The sequence below is a fragment of the Sporosarcina sp. FSL W7-1283 genome, assembly GCF_038003105.1.
Taxonomy (GTDB): domain Bacteria; phylum Bacillota; class Bacilli; order Bacillales_A; family Planococcaceae; genus Sporosarcina; species Sporosarcina newyorkensis.
In genome coordinates this window covers 802,341-827,230 of the sequence record NZ_JBBOOL010000001.1, presented here as the reverse complement: position 1 = coordinate 827,230, position 24,890 = coordinate 802,341, and the positions used below count along the sequence as shown (strand labels likewise).

The following is a 24,890-nucleotide window of genomic DNA, read 5'->3' as shown; positions in this document are numbered from 1 at the left end:
ATAATTCTCTCCTTTTTTATTAGTTAAACGCTAACGTATAAAAAAGGAGCTTTTTGGGGCGGTTGCCCAGGTGGTTCATGAACCCATTGCAATTTACCGATTGTGCTTTCCAAATACCAGCGATTGCTGACCAATTGGACATTCACTAAGTATTCGCTCGACAAGTCTGCACTTATATTTACATGTGAACTACTTACAGAAGAAGATGTTGTGGTGATTGATGAAGAACCCGTCGTAATGAAAGCTTCAAAAGGTGCTGCTTTCACATTCTTTGTCACAGATCGATCCAAATTTTTGCCGTTTCCCTCATACTGTCCAGGCAAGTTCATCTTATATGAAGAGTTTGAACCAACAGGCGTGCGTTCTTGTTGTTCCATGAATTGCCTAGATACATATAGTTTGTGCATTAAATCTGCAGCTTTGGACGCCTCGTGCAACCCATCAGATTTCAAAGATGAATTGATCGCTTCCTTCTGAATATCTTCAGATTCTACTTCTAGTTCAAGATCATCAGGCTCTTTTTTCGAATTAAAATTATACTTATTCAAAGGAACGGACGGAACTCTCGCAATCTCCGTATTCTGCTTTTCGGAGGTTATCACTTCAGAAGGAAATTCAGGCTCTTTCTCCATTACAATTTCATCTGGTTTCTGTATTGTACCAACCACTGCATCGACTGTTTCAGAGACTGTTTGATCCGTTGTACCTTTAACAGTATCGACGGTATCCTTCACTAGTTCTGTCGTTTGGTCGACGACAGGTGTCACAACAGGCAACTCCGGCAACTCTTCCGTTACTAGCGCAACGTCTTGTACAATTCCTTGTACCATTTCCGTTGTTTCCTCTACAATCGGTACTGTACCGTTGACCGTTTCGCTTATAAAGTCGGCGGTATCTTCCACTACCCGTTTAATGGGTTTGTCAGTTGATGCTGTCACTGTGTTGACCGATTCGTTCACGAGATTGACTGTACGGTCTGCTGTAGTTGAGGTAAAATCGACTGTCTCTTCTACCACAGGATTAGCATGTGAAACGATGGGTACTTCTTCAGTGATCTCAGTCACGTTTCCAGCAGTCTCTCGGACAGTTTCAGTTGTTTGATTCACAACTGGTATCGTATTTTCCACAGTGCCCTGTACAAACTCTGCAGTCCTTTCAACGATTTGCTTTACAGGCTTTTCAGCAGGTGGTTCCGCTACAACTTTAACAGTATCTTCTGTAAATTCAACCGTTTGTTGGACGGTTTTACCTGTCATCTCGACTGTTTCATTTACCACATTACCGGCAGAGGATACCGTATCTGCCACCACATCCACAACACCCGATATGATCCCTTTTCTTTGTTGCGGTTCCTGTTCTGCTTCATTTTCTTCGGCATGCATTACAATAGGTGCCATTCCAATTAAAAGTAATGTCATAAAAACTATTTTCCATTTTTCCAACATCACACCTCCTTCCTACTTATAAAGATAGGGCAGATTTTATCCCTTAAACCCTGCCTACCCACTTCGTTTTTTCCTAAACATGGAACAACGGCCAACTTCATGACGGTTTTCCAAAAATGCAAAATCAACCCCTCCATCATAATGATGAAGGGGCTCTATTTTATTTATAGTAGTAAAAACGCAAGCGGCGTGACAATGATGATTGTTAAAATAACACGCTGAATCCAAATGATAACCAACTTGGGAATGGAAATCGGAATCTCAGTCGCGACGATACAAGGAACAAGCGCAGAGAAGAAGATGATCCCAGACACCGACACAACGCCTACAATGAACTTTGAAATCAAAGCAGACTGTACAACGAGCGATGCCGGTAAGAACATTTCGGCAATTCCAAGTGCACTTGCTTTTGCAACTAACATCGGTTCAGGAACTTGCATTAAATAAGTGAACGGATAGAAAATATAACCGATCCAGTCAAATACCGGTGTATATTCCGCTAGCACAAGACCTAATAGCCCTATAGATAGAATGGAAGGCAAAATCGCCATCGCCATCATCAATCCGTCCTTCACATTAATCCAGATATTTTTTACGAGTCCAGGAGCTGAAGAAACCGTTTCCATTGCTTCGTCCCAAGCTGCTGCGAAACGACTGCCTTCCGGTTTCATCTCTGGTTGCGGTGTAGAACCTTCATAATACTCATCCTTCATGGAAGCAAGCGGCCAAATGCGCACCGTAATCCCTGTTACGATGAAAGTGACGACAAGCGTAAGCCAGAAATATAAATTCCACATGCTCATAATGTCGAGTGTTTTTGCTACGACTACCATGAATGTCGCAGACACCGTGGAGAATCCTGTCGCAATAATCGCCGCTTCTTTCGCAGTATATTTCCCCTCTTTATATACACGATTCGTAATGAGCAGTCCGAGTGAGTATGAACCTACAAATGAAGCAACAGCGTCGACCGCGGAACGTCCTGGTGTTCTCCAAAGCGGACGCATAACTGGCTGCATCAGCACACCAATAAATTCCAGCAATCCATAACTAACAAGCAACGCAAGAAACACCGCTCCAATTGGAACTAGCAATCCAACTGGAATCACAAGTTTATTCAATAAGAAGGGGCCCATATCCGGTTCGAATAACCAGGCTGGTCCAATATTGAATATGAGAAGAATACCTACTACAAGTCCGATTACTTTAAAGAACGAAAATACGATATCTACTGTTGATTTCTTCCACGTTCCTGAAATAAACGGATAAGCGGCTCCAGCAATCAAAATGAGTAATGCATAATACGGTAGGACAGCGCTTACATTCGTCTGAAACCAAGTCACGATATGGTCCAGCATAATCGAATTGTTGCCGTTGATTGTTACAGGCACAAAAAACATAAACGCACCAATCGCACTATAGACAAAAAACTTCCAAATACCTGTATTTGTTTTACTCGTTGCTCTTTCCTTCAATTGCTCCATTCTGTTCACCCCTCTAAGATGTCTATGCACTCAGAAACGTTGTAAAAGAACGTCGTGTTAAGACGTTCTTTCACAGTTTCTATAAGTCAGCCAACGATTAATTGACCTTTTTTCCATACTTTATCTACATGATTCACACCGAATAGATATTGCAACTCCTGATAGCTTCCAATATCCCACATCACGACATCGCCTTGTTTGCCAACTTCCAATGAACCCGCACGGTCTTCTACTTTAATCGCGCTCGCTGCGTTGATCGTTGCGGCAACTAACGCTTCTGCAGGCGTCATGCGCATCGAAATGCAAGCCAGGTTCATAACAAGTGGCATGGAAGTGGTCGGAGAGGATCCCGGATTGCAATCAGTGGAAATGGCGACTGCCATCCCCGAGTCGATCATCTGACGTCCTTTTGCTGCTTCTTCACGAAGGAATAATGCAGTTGCAGGCAGCAGGCACGCAATCACTCCAGCCTTCGCCATATCTTCAATTCCTTGATCGGAAGCTTTCAATAAATGCTCCGCGGAGATAGCTCCGACTTTTGCAGCCAGTTCTGCGCCGCCGTATGATGCAATTTCATCCGCATGAATTTTAGGAGTTAAGCCGTGCTTTTTACCGGCTTCTAAAATTCGTTCAGATTGCTCCGGAGTGAAAACATCCTTTTCACAGAACACATCATTGAATGCTGCCAATTTTTCTTCTGCGACAACAGGAAGCATTTCATCAATGACTAAATCAACGAATGCATCTTCATTGCCTTTATACTCTCTTGGCACGGCGTGAGCGCCCATGAAAGTAGGTACGATTTCCAGCGCATGCTGTTCATTGAGACGTTTCGCTGCACGCAATTGCTTCAGTTCCGTCTCTAAATCGAGTCCGTATCCACTTTTTCCTTCAACCGTCGTAACACCATGCTTTGCGAATGAATCCAAACGACGGGATGCTTGTTCCACCAGTTCATCTTCTGTCGCTTCACGTGTCATGCGGGAAGTAGCGTGAATCCCACCACCGGCATTCATGATGTCCATATATGTTGCACCTTCAAGACGCATTTCAAATTCCTTTTCACGGCTTCCGCCATAGACAATATGTGTATGAGGATCGACGAGGCCTGGCGTAACCAGGCGTCCCGTTGCATCCACAATATCTGCTTCATTTGCACGACTTGCATACTGTTTTTCCAACTCTTCCGTTGTACCGACAGCCGCGATTTTGCCATCTTCAATCCACACGCTTCCATCCTCAATGATGGAAAGATTCGACATGTCTTTCCCTTTACGCGGTCCATTTTCACCTGAAATTGTTGCTAGTTCTTTTGCATGTTTAATCCATACAGGTTTCAATTAATTTCCACCTTCCAACATCGGGATTTTGATTCCTTTTTCCTTTGCTGTTTGAATTGCGATATCATAGCCTGCATCCGCGTGACGTACTACACCCATTCCTGGATCCGTTGTCAATACGCGCTCTAGACGTGCTTCTGCTTCTTTCGTTCCGTCCGCTACGATAACCACTCCGGAGTGCTGGGAATAACCCATACCTACGCCACCGCCGTGGTGAAGAGAAACCCAAGTTGCCCCGCCGACAGCATTGATCATAGCGTTAAGGATTGGCCAGTCAGATACTACGTCTGAACCATCTTTCATTGACTCTGTTTCACGGTTTGGTGAAGCTACAGAACCTGAATCCAAGTGGTCACGGCCGATAACAATCGGCGCGCTCAATTCGCCGCTTGCCACCATGTCATTGATGATTTTACCGAAACGAGCACGTTCTCCGTAACCCAACCAGCAAATACGGGAAGGCAGTCCTTGGAATTGAATCTTTTCTTGTGCCATTTTGATCCAATTGCAAAGGTGCTTGTTGTAGCTGAATTCACGCAAGATCACTTCGTCTGTTTTGCGGATATCTTCTGGATCTCCAGATAGAGCTACCCAGCGGAAAGGCCCTTTACCTTCGCAGAATTGCGGACGGATGTACGCCGGAACGAATCCTGGGAAGTCAAATGCGCGTTCAACGCCTTCATCTTTTGCTACCTGGCGAATATTGTTACCATAGTCAAATGTAATTGCACCTTTATCCATCATCTCAACCATAGCTGCTACGTGCTGAGCCATAGCTTTTTTCGATAGACGTACATATTCTTCCGGATCAGATTCACGAAGTTTCGCTGCATCCTCCATAGACATTTTAGATGGAACATAGCCGTTCAGTGGATCGTGAGCAGATGTTTGGTCAGTCAATACTTCAGGAATAAATCCACGAGAAAGCATTTCTGGTAATAGATCGGCTGCATTTCCTACTAGACCGATAGAAAGTGCTTTGCCTTCTGCTTTCGCTTCTTCTGCAATACGAATCGCTTCATCCAATGAATCTGTCTTCACGTCTGTGTAACGAGTTTCGATACGGCGATCGATACGTGTTTCGTCTACATCGATTCCGATACAAACTCCGCCAGCCATTGTAACTGCTAGAGGCTGAGCACCACCCATGCCGCCTAGACCGGCAGTCAACGTAATCGTTCCTTTCAGTGAGCCGCCAAAGTGTTGGTTTGCAAGCTCAGCAAATGTTTCATATGTTCCTTGAACAATTCCTTGAGAACCAATATAAATCCAGCTGCCCGCTGTCATCTGTCCATACATCATCAAGCCTTTTTTATCTAGCTCGTGGAATGTATCCCAGTTTGCATACGCTGGTACGATATTAGAGTTTGCGATCAATACGCGAGGTGCATTTTCATGAGTTTTGAAAACAACTACAGGCTTACCTGATTGAACAAGCAACGTTTCGTCGTTCTCTAATTCTTTCAATGAACGAACGATCGCATCAAAGCTCTCCCAGTTACGCGCCGCTTTACCGATTCCTCCGTAAACGACCAATTTGTCGGGATGTTCTGCCACATCTGGGTGCAAGTTGTTCATCAGCATGCGAAGAGCTGCCTCTTGCTGCCATCCTTTCGTATTAAGTTCAGTACCCGTATATTGAATCACTTTTTCTGCTGCTATATTTGTTTGTGTACTTGTCATTTTAAATACCTCCTCATAAGTTACTCTTAGTATACTAGCTGTAAAACGTTAATTACGTTATATTTTATTGATCATTTTATATTATATTTACAATGTTTAAAGGAAACCGTTTTCAATTGCATTTTATTGTTGCCTCATATAATTAATTTTCAATATTCTTTGAGCATTCTTATGATTGGCGGTATTCATTAGGTGTTCGGCCTACCGCTTCTTTAAAACGTTTACTAAAGTAAGCAGGATGAGAAAAGCCTGATGTTTCCGCTACTTCAGAGATGGTTAAATCCGTTTCTTTCAATAAACGCTGCGCTTGTTCAATTCGGATGCCAAGCAATGTATCTCGGAACGACTGTCCTGCTTCCTTCGCATATTTCCGGCTGAGCGTACTTTTATGGATTTTCATTTCTTCCGCGCAGGCAGCTAAGTTCCAAGAAGAATCCCAATAATTCATTAAAATCCGCTCTCTTACCTTCTCATCGAAGTCTTGCGAAGTGTACAGGTCGCTGGATGTTCGAATCAATTCTCCGCTAAACGTAATGAAGGATTGAATAATATGATACATCACCGGTTCCTGAATCGTTTTATTAAAAAGAGCATGATATGCCTGTTCTAATTTTGAAGACTGTAAGGAGTTCGCCATCATATACCGACGCATCTGCGCTAAAATACTCGTTAGCCGCACGCGCACCATCCCAGGGTTCGGATATGGCGGTTCCAAAGTCAGAAAGTCGTACTCCAACCATTCACGAATATTCGTCAGTTGCTGCTTCTCCAGCATTTCAATCCACTTTTGCTGATCAATCGGCGACAAAAATGGGTCGAGTTCCTTCCATTGAAAATCTTCTTCAACTTGCGTAAGAATATCATAGCCGTCATAGAAAATACGCTCATGGAACAGGCGCATTTTTTTGTAGAACGCACGATAGCTTATTTCTTCATCCGCTATATATAGATAAATCGTCAGCAAAGCTTCCGATTGATCCTTCCATTGTGAAAAAAACACTCGATACGCTTCATGCAATGGCTGCATTTCGCTCAACCGATGAATGACCAGTACATGATCCGAAAACGGAAACACTTGAAATGCCGCCGGAAAATCATAGCGCTTCAATTTTTCAACGAGGATATCCAACGCTTCTAAATCGGATATCGCAAGCAGGCTCATACAAATCGGCTGTTGTGGTATCGTGTCTCGGATGAGTAAATCCTCATAGGATACACTGTTTTGCTGCTGCGCAAGCGGCTGTTCACGATCCGTTTTTTCATTGCGCCAATGAAAACGGATTTGCTGGACTTGTTTCAGCAGGCGTTCAGGTGGGAACGGACGGAACAGCACGTCTTCGGCTTTTAGCGTAAGTGCCTGATAGACCGTCTGAAATGTGCGGTCTGAAGAAATGCCAAGCCAGAGTGCATGAGCAGGCAAGTCGACGTCTTCTTTGCTGATGAAGTCCATGTCGATGATGTATAAGTAAGCGTCTTGAAATGTGCGCAGTACGTTTGGTTGGTCTGTTATTTCGACCGCCACGTCGTTCCATTGTGATGTCAGCAGCCATTTTAGGCCTTGTGCTTCTAATGGGTCTTTTATAAGGAGCAATATTTTCATTTGTCGTTCACCTCGATGCAGTGTTGTTATGTATTGTAGCATTATCTTATGGGAATTGCGTTGTTGGTTAATGAGCGGCTAGTCATGGCGGGTATGAGCTTAAGCAAAGGGCTTATGAGCGAGACGACGGGACGTATGAGCACAGAGCAAGTTTTTATGAGCGGCAAAGCAAGACTTATGATCACAAAGCTGGGCTTTACGAGCGGCTACTGTTATTTATTGATTATCGGCAGTCGATTGACACAATCTCCTTCTTATTTCCATAAAAGAACTCTGCCTAAATTAGACAGAGCACTTATCATCCTATTCAATTTTCTCTCCGAATCAAATCAGCTTCCGTTGATTCAATAACTTCCTCTGCCGTAAAGCCGTCAAATACTTCTTTCAGCACTAAACCTTTTGGAGTCACTTCAATTAAAGCTCGTTCGGTAATAATCTTATCCACGACTTCTTTTCCTGTTAGCGGCAGAGTACAGCGCTTTTTAATCTTCGGTTCACCGCTTTTAGAAACATGTTCCATTATGATGATCACTTTTTTGGCACCATGAACCAAATCCATCGCGCCACCCATCCCTTTGATCACTTTCCCTGGAATCATCCAATTGGCCAAGTCTCCTGTTTCAGACACTTCCATTGCCCCTAAAATCGCGACATCCACATGGCCGCCGCGAATCATCGCAAATGATTCGGCACTCGAGAAGAAAGCAGAGCCGGGAACCGTTGTGACCGTTTCTTTTCCAGCATTGATCAAATCAGGGTCGACATCTTCTTCTAAAGGATACGGCCCAATGCCCAATAATCCATTTTCCGACTGCAAAATGACTGTTTTATCAGCTGAAATATAGTTCGCTACAAGTGTTGGCATTCCAATGCCTAAATTGACATAGTCGCCGTCTTTAATTTCCTGCTCTGCCCTTTTCGCAATACGCTCTCTAAAATGAATTGGTTTCATTTAGCTCCCTCCCCTTTCTGCCGAGTCGTCAGCCGCTCAATTCGTTTTTCTTGTTTTGCCTGTATTAAGCCTTGCACATAAATGCTTGGGGTATGGATGTGAGCAGGATCTAGTGCTCCAACATCTACAATCTCTTCCGCCTCAGCAATTGTAAATTTAGCTGCCGCCGCCATAAGTGGGTTAAAATTTTGCGCCGTTTTATTGTAGATCAAGTTTCCCAAACGATCGGCTTTCGCTGCCCGAATCAATGCGAAATCCGCACGCAAAGCTTCCTCCAATAAGTACTCCTTGCCATCAAAGACCCGCTCTTCCTTTCCTTCTGCAATCTGTGTCCCGACTCCAGCAGGCGTATAGAAAGCCGGTATCCCCGCGCCGCCTGCACGTATCTTTTCAGCCAACGTTCCTTGCGGTGTCAGCTCGACTTCAATTTCCCCTGCCAATACCTGGCGTTCAAATTCCTTATTCTCCCCAACATACGATCCAATCATTTTCTTGATCTGCTTCTTTTGCAGCAACAAGCCAAGTCCCCAATAATCCACGCCACAATTATTTGATATGATTGTTAAATCTTTCACTTCAATTTCTACCAATGCCAGAATCAGCTGCTCTGGTATCCCAACCAGTCCAAATCCGCCAACCATTAACGTTGCTCCGTCTTCAATATTTGAAACCGCTTGCAAATTTGTTGAGTAGATCGTTTTCATACGTTTCTCCTCCTGTTCTTTGCCAGTGCTTCACCCTTATTTTATTTTAACAAATGATTCAGATATTTGCATGAAACTATGAAAAAGAATGGTAATTCATAGTATTAAAATGTCCCTAATGCTATACTTCACAGACACATACATAACAAAATCACTGGGGGTGCCAATTGGCTGAGAGGAGAAAACTCCGACCCTTTGAACCTGATTCGGTTGATACCGACGGAGGGAAGTGGCATTCTTTTCAGCGGCCGCTAACTTTCAGTGGTCTTTTTTTGTATAAACCTATGAAAAAAGGAGCTGGATGGATTGGAATTGAAAGATCAAGTAGTATTGGTGACAGGTGCAAGCAGAGGATTGGGCGCGGCAACTGCGAAGGCATTTGGCGAAGCAGGTTCAAAAGTTGTCGTGAATTACTTTAAAAATAGTGATAAAGCTCAGCAAGTTGTGAATGAAATTGGCAGTGACCGAGCAATTGCACTGCGGGCAGATGTGCGGAATCTAGATGATCTGCAGTTATTAGTAGAACAGGCTAACCGTCATTTCGGACAACCAATTACGACAATCGTCAATAATGCATTAATCGACTTTTCATTCAACGGCGATGATCGGAAACAGTTGGATGCAATTGAATGGCAGGATTATCATAAACAGTTGGAAGGTTCTGTGGGGGCAACGCTGAATACACTTCAAGCAGCTCGGGAAGGTATGACACGATTGCAGTTTGGTCGAATCATCAATATCGGTACAAACTTGGTGCAGAATCCTGTCGTGCCTTATCACGATTACAATACGAGTAAGGCCGCTTTGCTCGGTATGACGCGAAGCATGGCAAAAGAGTTAGGACCAGATGGTATCACCGTCAATATGGTGTCAGGTGGGCTTTTACTAAAAACAGATGCTAGCGCTGCTACACCGGATGCTGTGTTCGATATCATTAAAGCCAATACACCGATTGGGCGAGTCGTCACTCCAGAAGAAGTAGCCGATGTGGTTGTTTTCTTCGCTTCTCCTTCCAGCCGTGCCATCGCAGGACAAAATCTTGTTGTGGATGGCGGATTGGTAATGGATTAATAGAGTTATTTCTTGATTTTCTGCATGGTTAATTGGTAGAGCAAGCGTACATTCAGTTGCACCTCCTTGCCGTTGAATTCATCAAATGAAACGGCACAGTTCTCTCACGTTTTTCGACATACACTAAGAGAGAAGGAGGTGCATATTTTATGTCATCAAGAAAGTTTAGACCATGCAGCAGCTGTGACTCTTCGCATGTATCGAATCGGGAGACTAGATGTTATGACGAAAAGAAATTAATTCATATACTCGTCGATTTAATGATGGGTGATCCTATCGAAATCACATTGAAACAATCAAAAAATATTCAGCATAATGGCTATTACTTAGAATTCGACAAAAACAATCGAGTTATCCATTTTCAACCGTTCGGAGATGCAGATGTCAAAGAACTCGCCTTGGCTGACATTTGCACGATCAGATATAGCTGACACTAGAATGTTTGTAAACTGAAACGGAGTCGTTCGATGAGTCTATGGTTAGCAGTAACGAGGGATCGGTTCATCCTTCCCAATTCAGTAGAAAGAAACCTTTTATGAGCGCGATACACAGTTTAATGAGCGAGTTCCGTGTTGCTATGATCGCTTGGCAGGAGGATATGAGCGGTTGACTGGAATTTATGATCGTGTATAGACACTTTATGATCTTCGACAGCAAAATGATGCAAAAGTAAGAAGGGCAGTTCAGGAGATCACTCCCTGGACAGCCCTCCATTTATACAGTCTTGCTCTTCAGATTAATTCCTCAAAGCATTCCACTGTTTTCATCGGTTCGCCTGACTTACGCAACCCCCATGTATCTTCCATGAACACCTCTGCTAACTTCTCATACTTCCTACCATACTTTGCAGCCCACTCCAAACTCACGACGCTTTCATATACGTCCGACATGCGTTTCATCCATCTTTTCGCTTCAAATGTTTGCAAAGAATAATCATAGGAAGCAAAGGCAGTCAATCCTTCCTGCACACTATCAATTTCTCTATCTAGTACTTGCGTCAATCCGCATTCCTCTAATGCAGACAAACGGTTCTTCATCTCATCGACAAACAAGTCATGAGCTTTGAATTTCGTGACCAAACGAATCAATTCCAACGCTAAAATATTTGCCGTCCCTTCCCAAACGGTTAACACTTGTGCATCCCGTAGCAATCTCGGCGTAACAAAATCTTCTATATAGCCATTGCCGCCGTGCATTTCGATTGCTTCATGAGAGAAGTGAATTGCCTGTTCCGCTGTTTCCTTTTTAATCAATGCAATAAAAAGTCGATTCAGCACTTGCTCGCGTTCATCCGCTTCTCCATCTGTAACTTTTTCATATAGTTTAATGAAATCAAAAACGGTTATTGTTTCCGCATGTAATTTTGCCGACATTTTTCCTAATGTATCACGCACCATTGGATAACCCGTCAAACGTTGACCGAATGCATTTCTACGACTTGCATAGCTCTTGGATTCCAGCAATGCTCTGCGCATGATGCCTAGAGATGCAACCGCATTGCAGATTCTTGATAAATTAAGCGCTTCGAGCATATAAGCCAAACCTTTCGTCGGATCACCTACAATATAGGCAATCGCCCCGTCAAATTCCACCTCACCTGACGGCACAGCGCGCACACCCAGTTTATCTTTGAGTCTGCGAATACGAACTTCGTTTAACTCCCCGTTTTTCTTGCGCCAAGGTACCGCAAACAACGTCAAACCTTTTGACCCTTCAGACGTACCTTCCATACGAGCCAAGACCATCACCACGCCTGCCATTCCGGCATTCGAAGCAAAATACTTTTCTCCATACAATCGATACTGCTCTCCTTCTTTCACCGCGCGGACAACATTTGCACCTACATCGGACCCACCTTGCCGCTCCGTCAAAAATGTAGCACCTTCGAATAAAGGCATTTCACCCGTTGCGCAAACACGGGGTAAAAACAGTTGTTTTACCTCGTCATCCGCGAAATGATCCAATAAATACGCAGTTGCCATCGTCAGCGTTACAGGACAATAGAAACCAGGCTCTGCATGAGACAACAGAAATCCTTGTGCAAAGCTATACGTATAATTCCCCTTATGTCCAAGTTCGGGAATCTCTTTATGGACATAGCCGACAATCCCTATATCATACGTTTCCTGTACGGTTTGTCGATACCCTTCATTGACCCACACTTCCGATACTTCTTCACCAAACTTATTGTAACGAATTAGACGCGGTTCCCCTTCTCTGTCCGTATGCACAGCTCTTCGCTCAATATCATTCGCACATGCTTCACCGAATGAATGAAGTTCACGTAATGCATACTTAAGAAACGGACCATCCAGTCGCTCACGTAAAATTAGTTCCAATGTTTCATCACCAACAAAAAAGTTTTCCACTTCATAACGTTCAGTTTCCTCCAATACTCTCATCCGACAGTTCCTCCTTCTCGCAACGCTTGTTTTAGAATCTTCCCAGAAGCATTTCGAGGCAGCGCATCGACTTGTTCATAAATCCGTGGAATTTTGAATGAAGCCAAATGTTCTTTCAAATAACCTTTAAGCGCTTCCTCATCAATTCTTTCAGAAGCGGCAAATACGACCTTCACCGTCTCACCCCACTCAGGATGCGGTACACCAACTACCGCAACTTCCTTCATATTAGGAAATTGAACGATTTGTTCTTCAATTTCTTGCGGATAGATGTTGACCCCGCCTGATAAAATCACATCTTTCTTTCGACCAATAATCCAATAAAATCCATCTTTATCTTCCATCGCCATATCACCAGTCCGCAACCAGCCGTCAAAATAGGTCTCCCGCATCGCTTCCTCATTTTTGTAATAGCCAAGCATATTTCCTTCACCAAAGAGAACGATCTCCCCTACTTCACCTGGTATTACATCTTTTCCTGATTCATCTACAATTCGCAGCTCTGTGTGCAGCGGAGCACGCCGCCCGATACTTCCCGCCTTCGCATCATGTTCAGCAGCCAGCAGTAATGCCCCGCTCGGTCCCGCCTCTGTCAGTCCATAAACACAGACCAGATTGTCCGAGCGGAATGCAATTTTCACTTTTTTCACTTCTTCAGCCGACAGCGGAGCCCCACCATATACCCACCATTTCATGGATGATAGGTCTGCATCTTGTAATTTTGGATTGCTTGCGGTCAGTATATATGCAACAGGTGCACCAAAAAAGTGTGTTGTTCGTTCTCGTTCCACCATTTCAATCAATAAATCCGGAGTAAATGTCGGTGTTATAACAAGTGTGGATCCCACAAGCATACCTGCCATCAAAAACAAGTGAAGCGGTGCTGAGTGACTGAGCGGCATCATCAGCAAGATGCGACTCTCCGGTTTGAATTCCATTTCCACAGCAATCATTGAAGCAACTGTCAAGATATTTCGGTAGCTAAATAACACACCTTTCGGGCTACCTGTCGTCCCGGATGTATATAAAATGGTGGACTCATCGTCTTCTTTCAAATTACACGAAATTGTAGTTTCTTCCCCTTGAGACAGCACATCTTGAAAATCAAACCAACCATCCACTGCGCCACCTGTCTTAATCTTCAGTGAAGGCGCTTTCATTTTACTTGCTGCTTCAAACACTAAATCATGTGCAATCAATACTTTTACGTCCGCGTGCTCAAGAATGTATTCCAATTCCCGTGCTGTCAACTTCACGTTAATCGGCACTACAATCGCCTCGATTCGCTGTGCTGCAAAATACGAGATCACAAATTCTTCTACGTTCGGTAAAAACAACGCTACTTTTTCTCCTTTCTTTACACCTTGTGTCCGCAACGCATTCCCAAACTTATTAACAAGCCGATCCAGCTCTTTGTACGTAATTTGCTTTTCCCTGCTGACAACTGCCTCGTGTTTCGGATACTTCCGTGCATTACGAGACAATAATTGTGAACTATTCATTCTCTTCATCCCCTTTCGAGTTTTCCAATTTGCTATTGAATACAACAAGCAGCTGCTCCATTTCGCGCTTCATTTCTTCCAATTCCTGAATTTTCAACGCAACTTCTTCGATTCGCCGTCTACCGTATTGAATTGTCCGTTCCAACTGTTTGCGCCCGGTTCGGTCTTTATCGAATAACAACACCATTTCTTTAATCTCTTCCAATGAAAAGCCATATTTCTTTCCACGAACAATTAATTTTAATTTGACAAGTTCAGAAGCTGGATATAGGCGCTGATTTCCTTCTGACCGGGCAGGCGAAAGCAAACCAATCTCTTCGTAGTATCGGATCGTCCGCGTGGATACATCAAACAGATCCGCTGTCTCCCGAATTGTTTTCACTTCACCTCCTCCTTTCTATCATTTTCTAAATAGTAGCATTTACGTTAACGTAAAGGTCAAGATGATAATTCGCCCCGATACGCTATGATACGGTTAAGACCAACGATCCCCCTTAAAAGAAAAAGGTCGTCATAAAAGTCAAATGCCACTGACTTTCACAACAACCTCTTCTATCATCGTTAACTATCTTGCAGTTTTTCCCCTACAGCCACCGTCAAATCGCGCACAGTTTGCGGCACATAGCTTTTCATCATCGAATTCATAACCGACCCCATCATACCCTTGCCCGAAATATCAAGGTAGCCTGTAAGATTTGTCGTCTCTCGATCAACTTCATTCAGCTGAAAGTAGCCGTTGCCTTCCAAGTTTTCATTCAGTCCTTCGAGTTTAAAAGCAACTTTTGAGTTCTCTGACCGTTCCGCAATATCAACCTGCATCTCGATATTTTTTTGGATCATCCCAAGGTCCGCACGAAACTTCCAGGTGAACTGCTTTTCATTGGCTACTTCGTGTTCGATATACCCCGGGATTAGCGGAGCCCATTGATTCATATCATCCAAAAATCTCCACACTCTATCCACCGGCGCTGAAATCTTGATTTCTTCCATTCCATTCGGCAAATGACACACCCCTTTTTCTTTGTCATGAAGAATAGTATATCATTATAAGATTATGTATTGCACTAATAATTCCGAATTTAAAGTTATATAATCTTGCTTAACTCGGCTTCAAAAGCTGGTTTATTCGGATATGTTATAAGTAGGTCTTGGATTAGTGCTTGTTTTTCAGGTTGCTTGCTGTCCCTCCAAGCCGTTGGATCATCCTGCATCAACTCAATGATCGAATCCACTAATTGTTCAATCCCTCTCAGACGTCTCCCTCTCCCTTCGAATAAACAGCCAATAAGCGTCGTTTCAATACCTCATCTCGTTCTGTTAAATCTCTCACGATCTCAATCAATACTTCATTCGATAACGTCTGAAGCATTTCTGTGAAAGGATCATCCGTCACTTCCACCCATTGTGTGGCAGAAGGCGGAGTCTTACCATCCAATTGCTCAAAATAAGCTGCCACCTCATGCTTACAAACAGAACTATAGTCATACGGACAGTTGCATGATAAAAACAAAATCGTTCCCTCATCACCTATGGTTACAATTACTTCATATTTTTCACTGCCCAAAATAAAGAAAGTATACGTTCCTTCTTGTCGTTTACGGGAAGAACTGACACGACCATCACAAAAATAGTTCCAACCCCGCGTCACAATCTTCTGATTCACATGCTCTTCGAATTGATAAATATTCATAAGTCGCTGCTTCTAAAGGTTTATTCATTTTCATGGACATCTATGTTGGAATTCTACCACTCTTTCAACTCTTCATTCAGCTTCTTCGCTTCATTCGAATAATACAAATAAAATCCAATCCAGCTGGCAATGTACAGTCCCAAAAACAGACCTGTAAATGTCAAAAAGCTCTTAGCCGTAAAAGTAAACCAGCCGATACCGAAAGCAGTGATAAAGTAAAGAATCAGCACGGTAATGAAGTTATACAAAGTCTGTTTCAGCAGTGACCAATTTTCATTTTCAAAATAAAGTGGGGTGACACCGAAAAACCAACCGCAAAAAATCGTACCTAGAGCATTCTTGACGAACACATCTGCTTTTAGTGTTTCAAGATCGCTTACATATATGGCCAAACTTGTAATGACGACTGCCAGGAAACCACCAAAGAAAATACCAATCATACTGCGGAATAAAAAAGAGTTCATTCCTTACTCCTCCTTTTCATTTTAAGCGCTTCCTTGATCCCGTTGACGTATGTTCTTGAAACATATTCTTTCGTCCCAGATTTAAAGTATACTGCCAGTGTCCCGTTAAAAGAAGCTTCGAAACGGCTCAATTCATGGAGATTGGCAATGACCGATTTAGAGAGCCGAATAAAACGACTTGATGGTAAAACGGCTTCCAATTCATATAGTTTTTCTTTCACTAGAAAGGAACCATTTGCAGTGACGGCAGCAACTCCAGATGACGTTGCGTGAAAATAATGGATGTCCGCCGGCTTTAAGATATGCTGCATCTCTCCATCCTTACCTACGATAAAATCCAGTTCCTGTCCTTTTAAAAAGTCCAAAACTTCTTGGATCGATTGATTCATTTCTTCGCATTCAATGGTGACTGTTGTCCCTTTATTTGCACTATCGATATTCAAGAAAACTTTCATTTCGAGAAACCCCTCCCGACAATAGTGTAAACGTTTCTTTCCAAATTGTCTGTACTATTTCGATTGCTGCAGACGAAGAATACACAAGCTGAGTACGAAGACAATGGCAATGAAGCTACCTGATAGAATCGTTTCCCCTGTCCATTCCAGCTGCCCATTCCATATCGCAATAAAAAGTTGATTCATATGATAGATCACATTGAAATCTGCAATTGTTTGCACGAATTTCGGCATCAACTCTATCGGCATCGTAAAGCCTCCTGAAATCATGACTAGTTGAAAAATAGCGATAGAGAAGACAAGTGCACTATTTTGATTTGTGAAAAATGAATAAATAGCTGAAGATAAGACGAGAAGTACTGCGTTCATTGCAATGAAAAATCCATAAGAAGCAAGAAAGTCTATCAAATGAAATTGCAGATCATATACCAATGCGCCAATAGAAAATACAAGGAAATAGCCGAGACTCGTTAAAATAATGGATTTCAAAATAGCAGACAACAAAAGCATACGCTTCGGCACGGGTGTCAGTGTAATCCGCTTTTCGATGCCTGTTGTCCGGTGCGTTACTTGTTCAAATCCGAAAGCGAAAAAAATAACTCCAAACGCGATGAGTAGAATGAATGATGGTGTATAAGTCTCAGCATAATTCAAACTTCCATCATAAGTAGCTTCTCCGAATAACTGTCCCATGAAAAGATACGATACGGGCGGCACGACAATCGTAAACACCACATAGAAAATTTCTCTCCAAAACATTAATAAATCGTATTTTAGTTGTGTAGCTAACATGTCTAATCTCCCCCTTAAACCGTCACATTTTGTAAATAAAACTCATGAATTGAGCGATAACCGCGCTCCAAAATCCGTTCCGTGGTATCAAGCACCTCTGCTATGCCATTGTTAAGCAACATCACCTTATCACAGTACAACTCCACTTCATCCATATTATGAGTTGTTAAAATGACCGTTCCACCCATCCTTTTATTGTAGTCCGTAATGTAATTCCACAGCATATTGCGCATATGAGGGTCCAACCCTGTTGTCGGTTCATCCAAAATCAACAGCCTAGGCTGCGACATGAACGCAATCGCCAAACTGACAATTTGCTTCCACCCACCCGAAAGCTTATCGAAATAGGTTCGACGATACGGTTCAAGATGAAACTCCGCCAATACCTGATTGACATCTTTAGTGGAATCATAATAGGACTGAAATAGTTTCAGCAGTTCATAGACTTTCATCGTTTTATAAAACTGTGTTGGCTGCAGTACGACAGAAATTTGTTTTCTCAGCTGCTCTTTTTCATTGATGGAAAGACAATGCAACTCCTTGCCGAATAGATGAATACCTCCTGCATCCGGTGTTTGAATCGTCATGAGCATCTCCAAAAAAGTCGACTTCCCCGCTCCGTTTTTCCCAATGACCGCCACAATTTCCCCTTCATTTGCCTGAAACTCTACTCCCTTCAATACGTCATATGATCCAAATGATTTTCGAACGTCTTGCGCCTCGACCACAGTCATTATGTTTTCCTCCATTCGTTCACTCTTTGTACTTTTAGTATACGAACTGGCGAATAAAACGTCAGCCGGATTTGGGTGAGTGGTACATTTTTGAATGTCAGTTGCAGGATTTGTTAGGTGAGTGGCATAGATGTGCGAAGTTGGTTTGGTATGATATGTGTTTAGCTTAGACTGACACGGGTTTGGCTCAGTCTACTTTTTCAATTCAGCTTCAATGAAAGCAGCCCCAATCAAATTTTTGATTGGGGGCTGGCCTGAAAATATATCAACAATTCTTCAATAATACTCACGCTTCCTGCAGCTGTCTCCATAAAATTTTTCCGCTGCTTGTGGTAGGGAAGCTGTCGCGGAATTCAATAATTCGCGGATACTTATAGCTTGCCATCTGAGTTTTTGACCACTCAATGATTTCATCGTCCGTGACTTTTCCTTTGTATTCTTCGTTAAGAATGATCAACGCCTTGACTGTTTCACCGCGCACTTCATCCGGATAGCGGACTACACATGCCTGTTGAATCGCCGGATGCTTGTAGAGGATGGATTCTACTTCCGTGGGCCATACTTTATAACCTGCCGCGTTAATCATCCGCTTGACTCGATCTACCATATAGAAGTAGCCTTCGTCGTCCATACGCACAATATCGCCTGTACGGAAAAACTGTTGGCCGCCAAGCTCTATGTGGCTGGCTTTTGTCTCTTCCTTCCTGTGATAATAACCTTTAAATAACTGAGGTGCATTGACCACCAGCTCGCCTTCTTCGTCTGCCCCGAGTTCGGCACCGGTTGCCGGATCAATAATTCGGGCATCGACCCCAAATGCAGGGATGCCAAGACACTGAAGTTTCGGCCGGTTTGGAGGATTAAAATGCGTGTGCGACATGGTCTCGGATAATCCATACCCCTCCACATAGTCAAGCCCGGTCCATTGCCGCAGTTTTTCTCCGACAGCAACAGGCAGCGTGGCTCCTCCCCCGCCAACCAATTCCAATGACGAAATATCATATTCCGCTAGCTTCGGATTCGCAAGGAAATCGATGAGCATCGTACTGATATTAATCCAGTGACTAATTTTGAAATGCTCCATGGCTTTGATTGCATAGTCACGGTCCCATCTCGTCAGAATAATCATCTCACTGCCTGCTAAAATAGGATTCAAAGCACTGTGCGTAAGTCCCGTGACATGGAATAGAGGCAAACTGGTCAACGTCACAGTATCAGGGCTCATCGTCATCCAGTGATAGGAACCCGTCGTATTAGCCTGAATGGTACGATTGGTATGGATACATCCTTTTGGTGTACCCGTCGTTCCGGATGTGTAAGGGATCATCGCCATATCGTCACTTTTCCCCTCGTAAGCTGACGGTGTGCTTCCGGAATTCAATGCGGCTTTCCAGGAGATGGTCTTCGCTAATTGCTGTACGGGTGCCTTCACCACGTCCGGGATGATACCCAAGGCTCTTTCTTCTATTATATACTCCGAGTAGGCTGTACTTATCACAGTTTTAAGCATCGTTGTGCCGATAAGCGGCTCGATTTTCGGATAAAGTTCTTGCCCGACGAACGCCAAATGGATTTCTCCGTCTTCCAAGAAAAACTGCAGATCTTCCGTCGTGCTCATCGGATTGATCGCCACAGCGACTGCCCGTACCCGCAGGATGGCAAATAGGCTGATCAGAAATTGAGGGGAATTTTGCATAAGCAGCAATACCCGATCCCCTTTTTTTACTTGGCAGTAATGTTCCAAATAACCGGCGACTTGATCCACTTCACCTAATAATTCACCGTACGTTGCAGATCCGCCATAAAATTCATAGGCTGATTTGTTCGGATACTTCTTCGCTGTGATCGCCAAATTATCGTAAATTGTCGTCTCGGGAACTGTAAGTGTCTTCGCAACTCTTTTCGGCCAATAGTCAAAATGCGCGGTATGTTTCATTCTTTTCACTCCTCAAGATCTGTATACGCTTACAAAACTATCGCAAACTATTTCATTTTCAAATAAATAAGGTGCTGTTTCTATCAGGCTCTTCTGACTGACGAAATGAAGTTCCCTTTCGAACTCCATATTCATCAACGACTCTCCAACGCGGGTGTTTTTCAATATGGACAGGCTATTGCTGCTTTGACTTTCGTAGAATAAATTTGCAGCCCGCGCACTGTCGGTCAATTCAAGTGTTGCTCCTCCCGTTTTCACGGCTAACTGCGACAGAAAATAACCCACACCGTAAAAGTCCTCCAAACAAAACTTATTATTTGACCCTGCACAAACGAGCAAAATTGTTTCGTCTTTGTATTCTTCCGATACTTTTCGTGCCACTGTTTCACTGTTCAGCAAAGATGCAATCCAAACTTTCCCCGCCTTCGCGGCTTTTCGAATCGCGACCGTTCCGTTAGTAGTTACTAAAATAAGCGTTTTCCCTTTTACTTCGTGCTGAAGCGCCAGCGGAAGCGGGTAGACAAATCCTGTAATCGGTAAGCCGTTCGATTCACCGGCCAAACAAACCGCTTCATCTTGTCGTTTTTGTGCAATCAGCTGCGCCTCTTCAGCTGTTTCAGCGGGAACGACAGCACGCGCGCCAAAAGACAGACAGGCAGATATCGTGGATGTTGCCAATAAAATATCGAACACGACGACTGTTTTTGAAGCATCCAGTAGCGCTTCGTCCAGTTCTTCCTTCTTTAAAAGTACGTGAACTTTCATTATTTCGCCCCTTATTTTTTCGCAGTGATCAGCGCATACTGAATTAAATTCTCGACAAAAACATTAAACTTGGCGAAGCGCTGATCAGTCGTCTGCCCTTTACGGTACCTGTAATAAATCTGCTGACAAATCACCGCCAACTTGAAATAAGCGAACGTCAAGTAATAGTCGATCGACCCCACATCTCTGCCACTTTTATCTGCATACATTTGAATAAACTCATCTCTCGTAAAGAATCCATCCAGCACAGTAATGGGAGGAGCCCCCAGCCCCTTCTTCAAAAGATCAGGATCGTTTGGCTGAATCCAATAACTCATCGCTGCACCGACATCTGCCAATGGATCGCCAACCGTTGTCATTTCCCAATCAAACAACCCGGTCATCTCTGAAAAGTCATGCGAAAACATCGCATTGTTCAATTTATAATCATAGTGAATAATTGTCGGTGCAGCAGAGTTCGGTACATTTTTCGTCAAGTAGTCCGTCAACTCCGCAACACCTCGAACCTCATCTGTTTTCGCTCGCTCATACCGTCCGATCCACCCCGACAATTGGCGCTGCATAAAGCCTTCTGGTTTCACCATGTCTGCAAGTTTCGTCTTCTTGTAATCTACTTGATGCAAATGAACGAGCTGTTCCACCATGAGTTGTGATATTTTCCGTCCGAGCTCAGGAGTATACGTTACCTCATTCGGAAACTTGGTATCCAGGACGATTCCTTTCCTACGTTCCATGATGAAGAACGGGCTGCCGACAATACTTTCATCATCTGAAAACAGATAAGGCTTTGGTGCTGGCTGGAAGTACGGATGCAAGCTGGATAAAATCGTATACTCCCTTTCCATATCATGAGCTTTCGGTGCTACCGGTCCTAGTGGCGGCCTTCTTAACACGGCTTCCCAATCCGCAATTTGCAGGAGATACGTTAAGTTGGAATGCCCTGCACTGAATTGGCGAATCTGTAACTCTCCTTTTGGAGCCTGTGGAATTTGCTGTTGAATAAATGTCTGCAGCATTTCCCTGTTCAATTCTTCCCCTGTTCGAACTTCAATTGTAGTAGCATCGCTCATACTAACTCCTCCTTCATACTAACCAGTAGGTATATTAATTACATGCTGACAGAATCAGCTTAGGGTTTCTTAATCCCATCGAATAAAATCATTGAAAAGAGTTTGCTCAATTGCTCTACGGAAATTTCGCCCGAAGGATTAAACCAGTTATAACTATAATTCGCCATCCCAAGAACTCCGAATGCCACAATATCTGCGCGTAACTCTGGACGGAATTCACCGGCTTGTATCCCATCCGCAACCAACTGTTCAATATTCAAGCGAAATAAATCCCGCTGTTTGTCAATCGTTTCTACATTTTCTTCTACAAGATGCCGCATCTCACGGAAAAAGACCCGCCCGCTCGGACCTTTATCTTGAATATCTGCGATCAATAAAACGATCACTTTTTCTAATTTCTCTTGGTAGGTTAATTTCTCATTTTCCATGATCGACTGTTGCCGATTCAACAAGTCTGAAATATAATCTAAATGAATTTCCATCAATAATTGTTCTTTACTTGTAAAATAGTAGTAGAACGTTCCTTTTGTCACACCGATCGAATCCACAATGTCTTGAATCGACGTTTGGCTGAATCCTTTTTGCTCAAATAATAAAATACTTGCTTGCGTAATTTTTTCTTTCATTTCAATTCCCCAGTCCTCATAATGTCGTTTTTACATACTATAGCACATTATTTTGATGTAAATCTTCCTTTATCGGGACGGGGCGAATGAAGATAAAAGTCAAAAAGCATGTGCTCCGCCATCAACTGTCAAAATATCGCCCGTTACATAATCAGACGCTTTGGATGCCAGAAACAGTGCAGCACCTTTTAAGTCTGAATCATTTCCAAGCCTGCCGAGTGGCGTACTTTGCATGATCATTTTCTCTCCATGCTCAATCAAAACCTTCGACATTTTTGTCGGGAAAAACCCTGGTGCGATCGCATTGACATTCACTTGATGCTGTCCCCATTTGACCGCCATATCTTTCGTCAGCGTCATGATCGCGCCTTTACTCGTATTATAACCAATCGTCTGCATAAACGGCGGCGTTCCTCCAAACCCTGCAATCGAAGCGATATTAATAATTTTTCCACTTCGCTGACCAATCATGACTTTCCCCACTTCTTGACTCATCAGGAAAGTTCCTGTGACATTAACATCCATCACCTTTCGCCAAGCTTCCAACGGCATATCCTCAGTCGGTGCCGCCCAGCTTGCCCCGCTATTATTAACCAGAATATCAATCGTGCCAAAATGTCTGACAGTCTGCTCCACTACTCTCTTTACATCTTCAGGCTGTGTCACATCGCACGGCAACGCGATGGAATCGACGCCCATCCCTTTTAACTTCTTACTCATCTCATCACACGCTTCGGCGTTACGTGAACAAATGACCACATTAGCTCCCGCTTCTGCAAATGCCTCTGCAATCTGGGCGCCTAACCCGCGAGCTCCTCCAGTGACAATCGCTGTTTTACCTGTCAATGCGAATAAATCCAAAATGCTCATAGTTCTTCTCCCCTTTGTCTGTACTTTTTCACTTCCAATCGTGCAATCTGTCGCGCATGCACTTCATCCGGACCGTCTGCGATCCGCAGTGTTCGTGCACCCGCATACTGGTAAGCGAGCGGGAAATCATCACTGACTCCTGCTCCGCCAAATGCTTGAATCGCACGATCGATGACTCGCAAAGCCATATTTGGCGCTACCACTTTGATCATGGCAATCTCTGCTTTTGCAACTTTGTTTCCAACCGTATCCATCATATAAGCCGCCTTTAACGTCAACAAACGTGCCTGCTCAATATCCATACGGGATTCCGCAATCCATTGTTGCACTACACCATGGTCGGCAATCTTTCTGCCAAACGTTTCTCGTTCTGACGCCCGTTTGCACATTAATTCAATTGCGCGTTCAGCTGCTCCGATCAAACGCATGCAATGATGGATTCTGCCTGGTCCCAATCTGCCCTGCGCAATAGCGAATCCTTTTCCTTCCCCCCACAACATATTCGTTACGGGGACCCTGACATTATCAAAATGAATTTCAGCGTGACCATGCGGTGCATCATCGTAACCAAAAACAGGAAGCATTCTTTTGACAGTTACACCTTCTGTATCCATTGGCACTAAAATCATTGACTGCTGTTCATGCTTAGGGGCATCCGGATTACTTTTCCCCATAAAAATCATCACTTTACAACGTGGATCACCTGCACCTGATGTCCACCATTTTCTTCCGCTTAAAATATACTGATCGCCGTCTCGCTCAATTCGTGACTCAATATTCGTCGCATCACTCGAAGCAACTTCTTTTTCCGTCATTGCGAAGGCAGAACGAATTTCCCCTGCCAATAAAGGTTCCAGCCACTGCTTCTTTTGCTCATCCGAACCATAGCGCGCCAACACTTCCATATTGCCTGTGTCAGGTGCACTGCAATTAAAAATTTCAGGCGCTAAAAAAGACCTTCCCATAATTTCACACAGCGGAGCGTATTCCAAATTGGTCAGACCCGCACCTTGTTCGTGATCTGGAAGAAACAGATTCCACAAGCCCTGCTCCTTAGCATTCACTTTTAATTCTTCCACTATAGGTGGGACTGCACTCCATCTATTGGATTGACCAACAAGCTGACTGCGAAACACATGTTCATTTGGATAAATATAGTCCTCCATGAATTGACTCACTTGTTCCTGCAGCTGTACTACTTTTTCTGAATACGAAAAATTCATTGAGTCCTGCCTCCCTTTCTATACTGACCAGTTGGTATGTTCAGAATATTAATTCAGAGTATACTAGATTAGTTCGAAGCTA

General features: G+C 43.5%; 26 protein-coding genes and 1 riboswitch. Of the genes, 3 read left to right on the top strand and 23 right to left on the bottom strand.

Annotated features, from left to right (window positions below):
* Window positions 1-23 precede the first annotated feature (23 nt).
* The 5 genes from MKY93_RS03895 to MKY93_RS03875 form a co-directional block, all read right to left on the bottom strand.
* Window positions 24-1,418 carry a hypothetical protein gene (locus tag MKY93_RS03895; RefSeq protein ID WP_340758320.1) on the bottom strand — a complete coding sequence of 465 codons (1,395 nt, stop codon included), beginning with the start codon at window positions 1,416-1,418 and terminating at the stop codon, window positions 24-26.
* A gap of 191 nt (window positions 1,419-1,609) precedes the next feature.
* Entirely contained in the window at window positions 1,610-2,929 is a 1,320-nt protein-coding gene (locus MKY93_RS03890; RefSeq protein WP_340758319.1) for a YjiH family protein, read from the bottom strand.
* Window positions 2,930-3,015: 86 nt separating this feature from the next.
* A complete protein-coding gene (gene hutI / locus MKY93_RS03885; protein ID WP_340758318.1) occupies window positions 3,016-4,269 on the bottom strand; it encodes an imidazolonepropionase in 1,254 nt (417 codons plus the stop codon).
* Window positions 4,270-5,952 carry a urocanate hydratase gene (gene hutU / locus MKY93_RS03880; protein WP_078817167.1) on the bottom strand — a complete coding sequence of 561 codons (1,683 nt, stop codon included), beginning with the start codon at window positions 5,950-5,952 and terminating at the stop codon, window positions 4,270-4,272.
* Between the two features lie 169 nt (window positions 5,953-6,121).
* Complete coding sequence (locus MKY93_RS03875; protein ID WP_340758317.1) at window positions 6,122-7,552, bottom strand: helix-turn-helix transcriptional regulator; 1,431 nt, start codon at window positions 7,550-7,552, stop codon at window positions 6,122-6,124.
* A 48-nt stretch (window positions 7,553-7,600) separates the two neighbouring features.
* On the opposite strand from MKY93_RS03875, the gene MKY93_RS03870 reads away from it, so the two are divergent.
* Window positions 7,601-7,903, top strand: coding sequence for a hypothetical protein (locus MKY93_RS03870; protein ID WP_340758316.1), 303 nt, complete (start codon window positions 7,601-7,603; stop codon window positions 7,901-7,903).
* Here MKY93_RS03870 and MKY93_RS03865 read toward each other — a convergent pair.
* Complete coding sequence (locus MKY93_RS03865; RefSeq protein ID WP_340758315.1) at window positions 7,860-8,504, bottom strand: CoA transferase subunit B; 645 nt, start codon at window positions 8,502-8,504, stop codon at window positions 7,860-7,862. The genes MKY93_RS03870 and MKY93_RS03865 overlap by 44 nt on opposite strands.
* Window positions 8,501-9,208 (bottom strand): CoA transferase subunit A, encoded by a 708-nt coding sequence (locus MKY93_RS03860; protein ID WP_340758314.1) that lies wholly within the window; start codon window positions 9,206-9,208, stop codon window positions 8,501-8,503. Before MKY93_RS03860 ends, MKY93_RS03865 begins: the two co-directional genes overlap by 4 nt.
* A 146-nt stretch (window positions 9,209-9,354) precedes the next feature.
* Window positions 9,355-9,453, top strand: a riboswitch (TPP riboswitch).
* A 61-nt stretch (window positions 9,454-9,514) separates the two neighbouring features.
* Between MKY93_RS03860 and MKY93_RS03855 the strand changes: the two genes are divergently transcribed.
* Both MKY93_RS03855 and MKY93_RS03850 read left to right on the top strand, forming a co-directional pair.
* Window positions 9,515-10,279: a 3-oxoacyl-ACP reductase gene (locus tag MKY93_RS03855; RefSeq protein WP_340758313.1), complete on the top strand. Its 765-nt coding sequence runs from the start codon at window positions 9,515-9,517 to the stop codon at window positions 10,277-10,279.
* A gap of 149 nt (window positions 10,280-10,428) precedes the next feature.
* Entirely contained in the window at window positions 10,429-10,710 is a 282-nt protein-coding gene (locus MKY93_RS03850; RefSeq protein ID WP_340758312.1) for a hypothetical protein, read from the top strand.
* 300 nt (window positions 10,711-11,010) lie between these two features.
* Here MKY93_RS03850 and MKY93_RS03845 read toward each other — a convergent pair whose 3' ends face one another.
* The 16 genes from MKY93_RS03845 to MKY93_RS03770 form a co-directional block, all read right to left on the bottom strand.
* Entirely contained in the window at window positions 11,011-12,681 is a 1,671-nt protein-coding gene (locus MKY93_RS03845; protein WP_340758311.1) for an acyl-CoA dehydrogenase family protein, read from the bottom strand.
* Window positions 12,678-14,183: a class I adenylate-forming enzyme family protein gene (locus MKY93_RS03840; RefSeq protein WP_340758310.1), complete on the bottom strand. Its 1,506-nt coding sequence runs from the start codon at window positions 14,181-14,183 to the stop codon at window positions 12,678-12,680. Before MKY93_RS03840 ends, MKY93_RS03845 begins: the two co-directional genes overlap by 4 nt.
* A complete protein-coding gene (locus MKY93_RS03835; RefSeq protein ID WP_340758309.1) occupies window positions 14,176-14,565 on the bottom strand; it encodes a MerR family transcriptional regulator in 390 nt (129 codons plus the stop codon). Before MKY93_RS03835 ends, MKY93_RS03840 begins: the two co-directional genes overlap by 8 nt.
* A 179-nt stretch (window positions 14,566-14,744) precedes the next feature.
* A complete protein-coding gene (locus MKY93_RS03830) occupies window positions 14,745-15,173 on the bottom strand; it encodes a CoxG family protein (RefSeq protein WP_340758308.1) in 429 nt (142 codons plus the stop codon).
* A gap of 95 nt (window positions 15,174-15,268) precedes the next feature.
* Complete coding sequence (locus tag MKY93_RS03825; protein ID WP_340758307.1) at window positions 15,269-15,415, bottom strand: hypothetical protein; 147 nt, start codon at window positions 15,413-15,415, stop codon at window positions 15,269-15,271.
* A 17-nt stretch (window positions 15,416-15,432) separates the two neighbouring features.
* Entirely contained in the window at window positions 15,433-15,873 is a 441-nt protein-coding gene (locus MKY93_RS03820) for an SWIM zinc finger family protein (protein WP_340758306.1), read from the bottom strand.
* A 53-nt stretch (window positions 15,874-15,926) separates the two neighbouring features.
* Window positions 15,927-16,337, bottom strand: a complete 411-nt coding sequence (locus MKY93_RS03815) for a DUF3021 domain-containing protein (RefSeq protein ID WP_340758305.1) — start codon at window positions 16,335-16,337, stop codon at window positions 15,927-15,929.
* A complete protein-coding gene (locus MKY93_RS03810; protein ID WP_009766001.1) occupies window positions 16,334-16,792 on the bottom strand; it encodes a LytTR family DNA-binding domain-containing protein in 459 nt (152 codons plus the stop codon). The genes MKY93_RS03815 and MKY93_RS03810 overlap by 4 nt, the downstream gene beginning before the upstream one ends.
* A gap of 54 nt (window positions 16,793-16,846) precedes the next feature.
* Window positions 16,847-17,584, bottom strand: coding sequence for an ABC transporter permease (locus MKY93_RS03805; protein WP_340758304.1), 738 nt, complete (start codon window positions 17,582-17,584; stop codon window positions 16,847-16,849).
* Between the two features lie 14 nt (window positions 17,585-17,598).
* A complete protein-coding gene (locus MKY93_RS03800; RefSeq protein WP_246602496.1) occupies window positions 17,599-18,318 on the bottom strand; it encodes an ABC transporter ATP-binding protein in 720 nt (239 codons plus the stop codon).
* Between the two features lie 286 nt (window positions 18,319-18,604).
* Window positions 18,605-20,254, bottom strand: a complete 1,650-nt coding sequence (locus MKY93_RS03795; protein WP_340758303.1) for a long-chain-fatty-acid--CoA ligase — start codon at window positions 20,252-20,254, stop codon at window positions 18,605-18,607.
* A gap of 12 nt (window positions 20,255-20,266) precedes the next feature.
* The gene (locus MKY93_RS03790; protein ID WP_340758302.1) at window positions 20,267-21,019 is read right to left on the bottom strand and encodes a 2-phosphosulfolactate phosphatase; all 753 of its coding nucleotides are present in this window, start codon (window positions 21,017-21,019) and stop codon (window positions 20,267-20,269) included.
* 11 nt (window positions 21,020-21,030) lie between these two features.
* The gene (locus MKY93_RS03785; protein WP_340758301.1) at window positions 21,031-22,089 is read right to left on the bottom strand and encodes a phosphotransferase family protein; all 1,059 of its coding nucleotides are present in this window, start codon (window positions 22,087-22,089) and stop codon (window positions 21,031-21,033) included.
* Window positions 22,090-22,148: 59 nt separating this feature from the next.
* On the bottom strand, window positions 22,149-22,715 hold the full coding sequence (locus MKY93_RS03780) for a TetR/AcrR family transcriptional regulator (RefSeq protein ID WP_340758300.1): 567 nt from the start codon (window positions 22,713-22,715) through the stop codon (window positions 22,149-22,151).
* Window positions 22,716-22,814: 99 nt separating this feature from the next.
* On the bottom strand, window positions 22,815-23,585 hold the full coding sequence (locus MKY93_RS03775; RefSeq protein ID WP_009766008.1) for an SDR family oxidoreductase: 771 nt from the start codon (window positions 23,583-23,585) through the stop codon (window positions 22,815-22,817).
* Window positions 23,582-24,808 (bottom strand): acyl-CoA dehydrogenase, encoded by a 1,227-nt coding sequence (locus MKY93_RS03770; protein ID WP_340758299.1) that lies wholly within the window; start codon window positions 24,806-24,808, stop codon window positions 23,582-23,584. Before MKY93_RS03770 ends, MKY93_RS03775 begins: the two co-directional genes overlap by 4 nt.
* Window positions 24,809-24,890: the final 82 nt, after the last annotated feature.

What these genes read in the sequence shown, in the direction of transcription:
- MKY93_RS03895 (WP_340758320.1), bottom strand. Translation starts at nt 1,418, where the DNA reads ATGACATTACTTTTAATTGGAATGGCACCTATTGTAATGCATGCCGAA.
- MKY93_RS03890 (WP_340758319.1), bottom strand. Translation starts at nt 2,929, where the DNA reads ATGGAGCAATTGAAGGAAAGAGCAACGAGTAAAACAAATACAGGTATT.
- hutU (WP_078817167.1), bottom strand. Translation starts at nt 5,952, where the DNA reads ATGACAAGTACACAAACAAATATAGCAGCAGAAAAAGTGATTCAATAT.
- MKY93_RS03875 (WP_340758317.1), bottom strand. Translation starts at nt 7,552, where the DNA reads ATGAAAATATTGCTCCTTATAAAAGACCCATTAGAAGCACAAGGCCTA.
- MKY93_RS03870 (WP_340758316.1), top strand. Translation starts at nt 7,601, where the DNA reads ATGGGAATTGCGTTGTTGGTTAATGAGCGGCTAGTCATGGCGGGTATG.
- MKY93_RS03865 (WP_340758315.1), bottom strand. Translation starts at nt 8,504, where the DNA reads ATGAAACCAATTCATTTTAGAGAGCGTATTGCGAAAAGGGCAGAGCAG.
- MKY93_RS03860 (WP_340758314.1), bottom strand. Translation starts at nt 9,208, where the DNA reads ATGAAAACGATCTACTCAACAAATTTGCAAGCGGTTTCAAATATTGAA.
- MKY93_RS03850 (WP_340758312.1), top strand. Translation starts at nt 10,429, where the DNA reads ATGTCATCAAGAAAGTTTAGACCATGCAGCAGCTGTGACTCTTCGCAT.
- MKY93_RS03845 (WP_340758311.1), bottom strand. Translation starts at nt 12,681, where the DNA reads ATGAGAGTATTGGAGGAAACTGAACGTTATGAAGTGGAAAACTTTTTT.
- MKY93_RS03840 (WP_340758310.1), bottom strand. Translation starts at nt 14,183, where the DNA reads ATGAATAGTTCACAATTATTGTCTCGTAATGCACGGAAGTATCCGAAA.
- MKY93_RS03830 (WP_340758308.1), bottom strand. Translation starts at nt 15,173, where the DNA reads ATGGAAGAAATCAAGATTTCAGCGCCGGTGGATAGAGTGTGGAGATTT.
- MKY93_RS03820 (WP_340758306.1), bottom strand. Translation starts at nt 15,873, where the DNA reads ATGAATATTTATCAATTCGAAGAGCATGTGAATCAGAAGATTGTGACG.
- MKY93_RS03815 (WP_340758305.1), bottom strand. Translation starts at nt 16,337, where the DNA reads ATGAACTCTTTTTTATTCCGCAGTATGATTGGTATTTTCTTTGGTGGT.
- MKY93_RS03810 (WP_009766001.1), bottom strand. Translation starts at nt 16,792, where the DNA reads ATGAAAGTTTTCTTGAATATCGATAGTGCAAATAAAGGGACAACAGTC.
- MKY93_RS03805 (WP_340758304.1), bottom strand. Translation starts at nt 17,584, where the DNA reads ATGTTAGCTACACAACTAAAATACGATTTATTAATGTTTTGGAGAGAA.
- MKY93_RS03800 (WP_246602496.1), bottom strand. Translation starts at nt 18,318, where the DNA reads ATGACTGTGGTCGAGGCGCAAGACGTTCGAAAATCATTTGGATCATAT.
- MKY93_RS03795 (WP_340758303.1), bottom strand. Translation starts at nt 20,254, where the DNA reads ATGAAACATACCGCGCATTTTGACTATTGGCCGAAAAGAGTTGCGAAG.
- MKY93_RS03790 (WP_340758302.1), bottom strand. Translation starts at nt 21,019, where the DNA reads ATGAAAGTTCACGTACTTTTAAAGAAGGAAGAACTGGACGAAGCGCTA.
- MKY93_RS03785 (WP_340758301.1), bottom strand. Translation starts at nt 22,089, where the DNA reads ATGAGCGATGCTACTACAATTGAAGTTCGAACAGGGGAAGAATTGAAC.
- MKY93_RS03780 (WP_340758300.1), bottom strand. Translation starts at nt 22,715, where the DNA reads ATGAAAGAAAAAATTACGCAAGCAAGTATTTTATTATTTGAGCAAAAA.
- MKY93_RS03775 (WP_009766008.1), bottom strand. Translation starts at nt 23,585, where the DNA reads ATGAGCATTTTGGATTTATTCGCATTGACAGGTAAAACAGCGATTGTC.
- MKY93_RS03770 (WP_340758299.1), bottom strand. Translation starts at nt 24,808, where the DNA reads ATGAATTTTTCGTATTCAGAAAAAGTAGTACAGCTGCAGGAACAAGTG.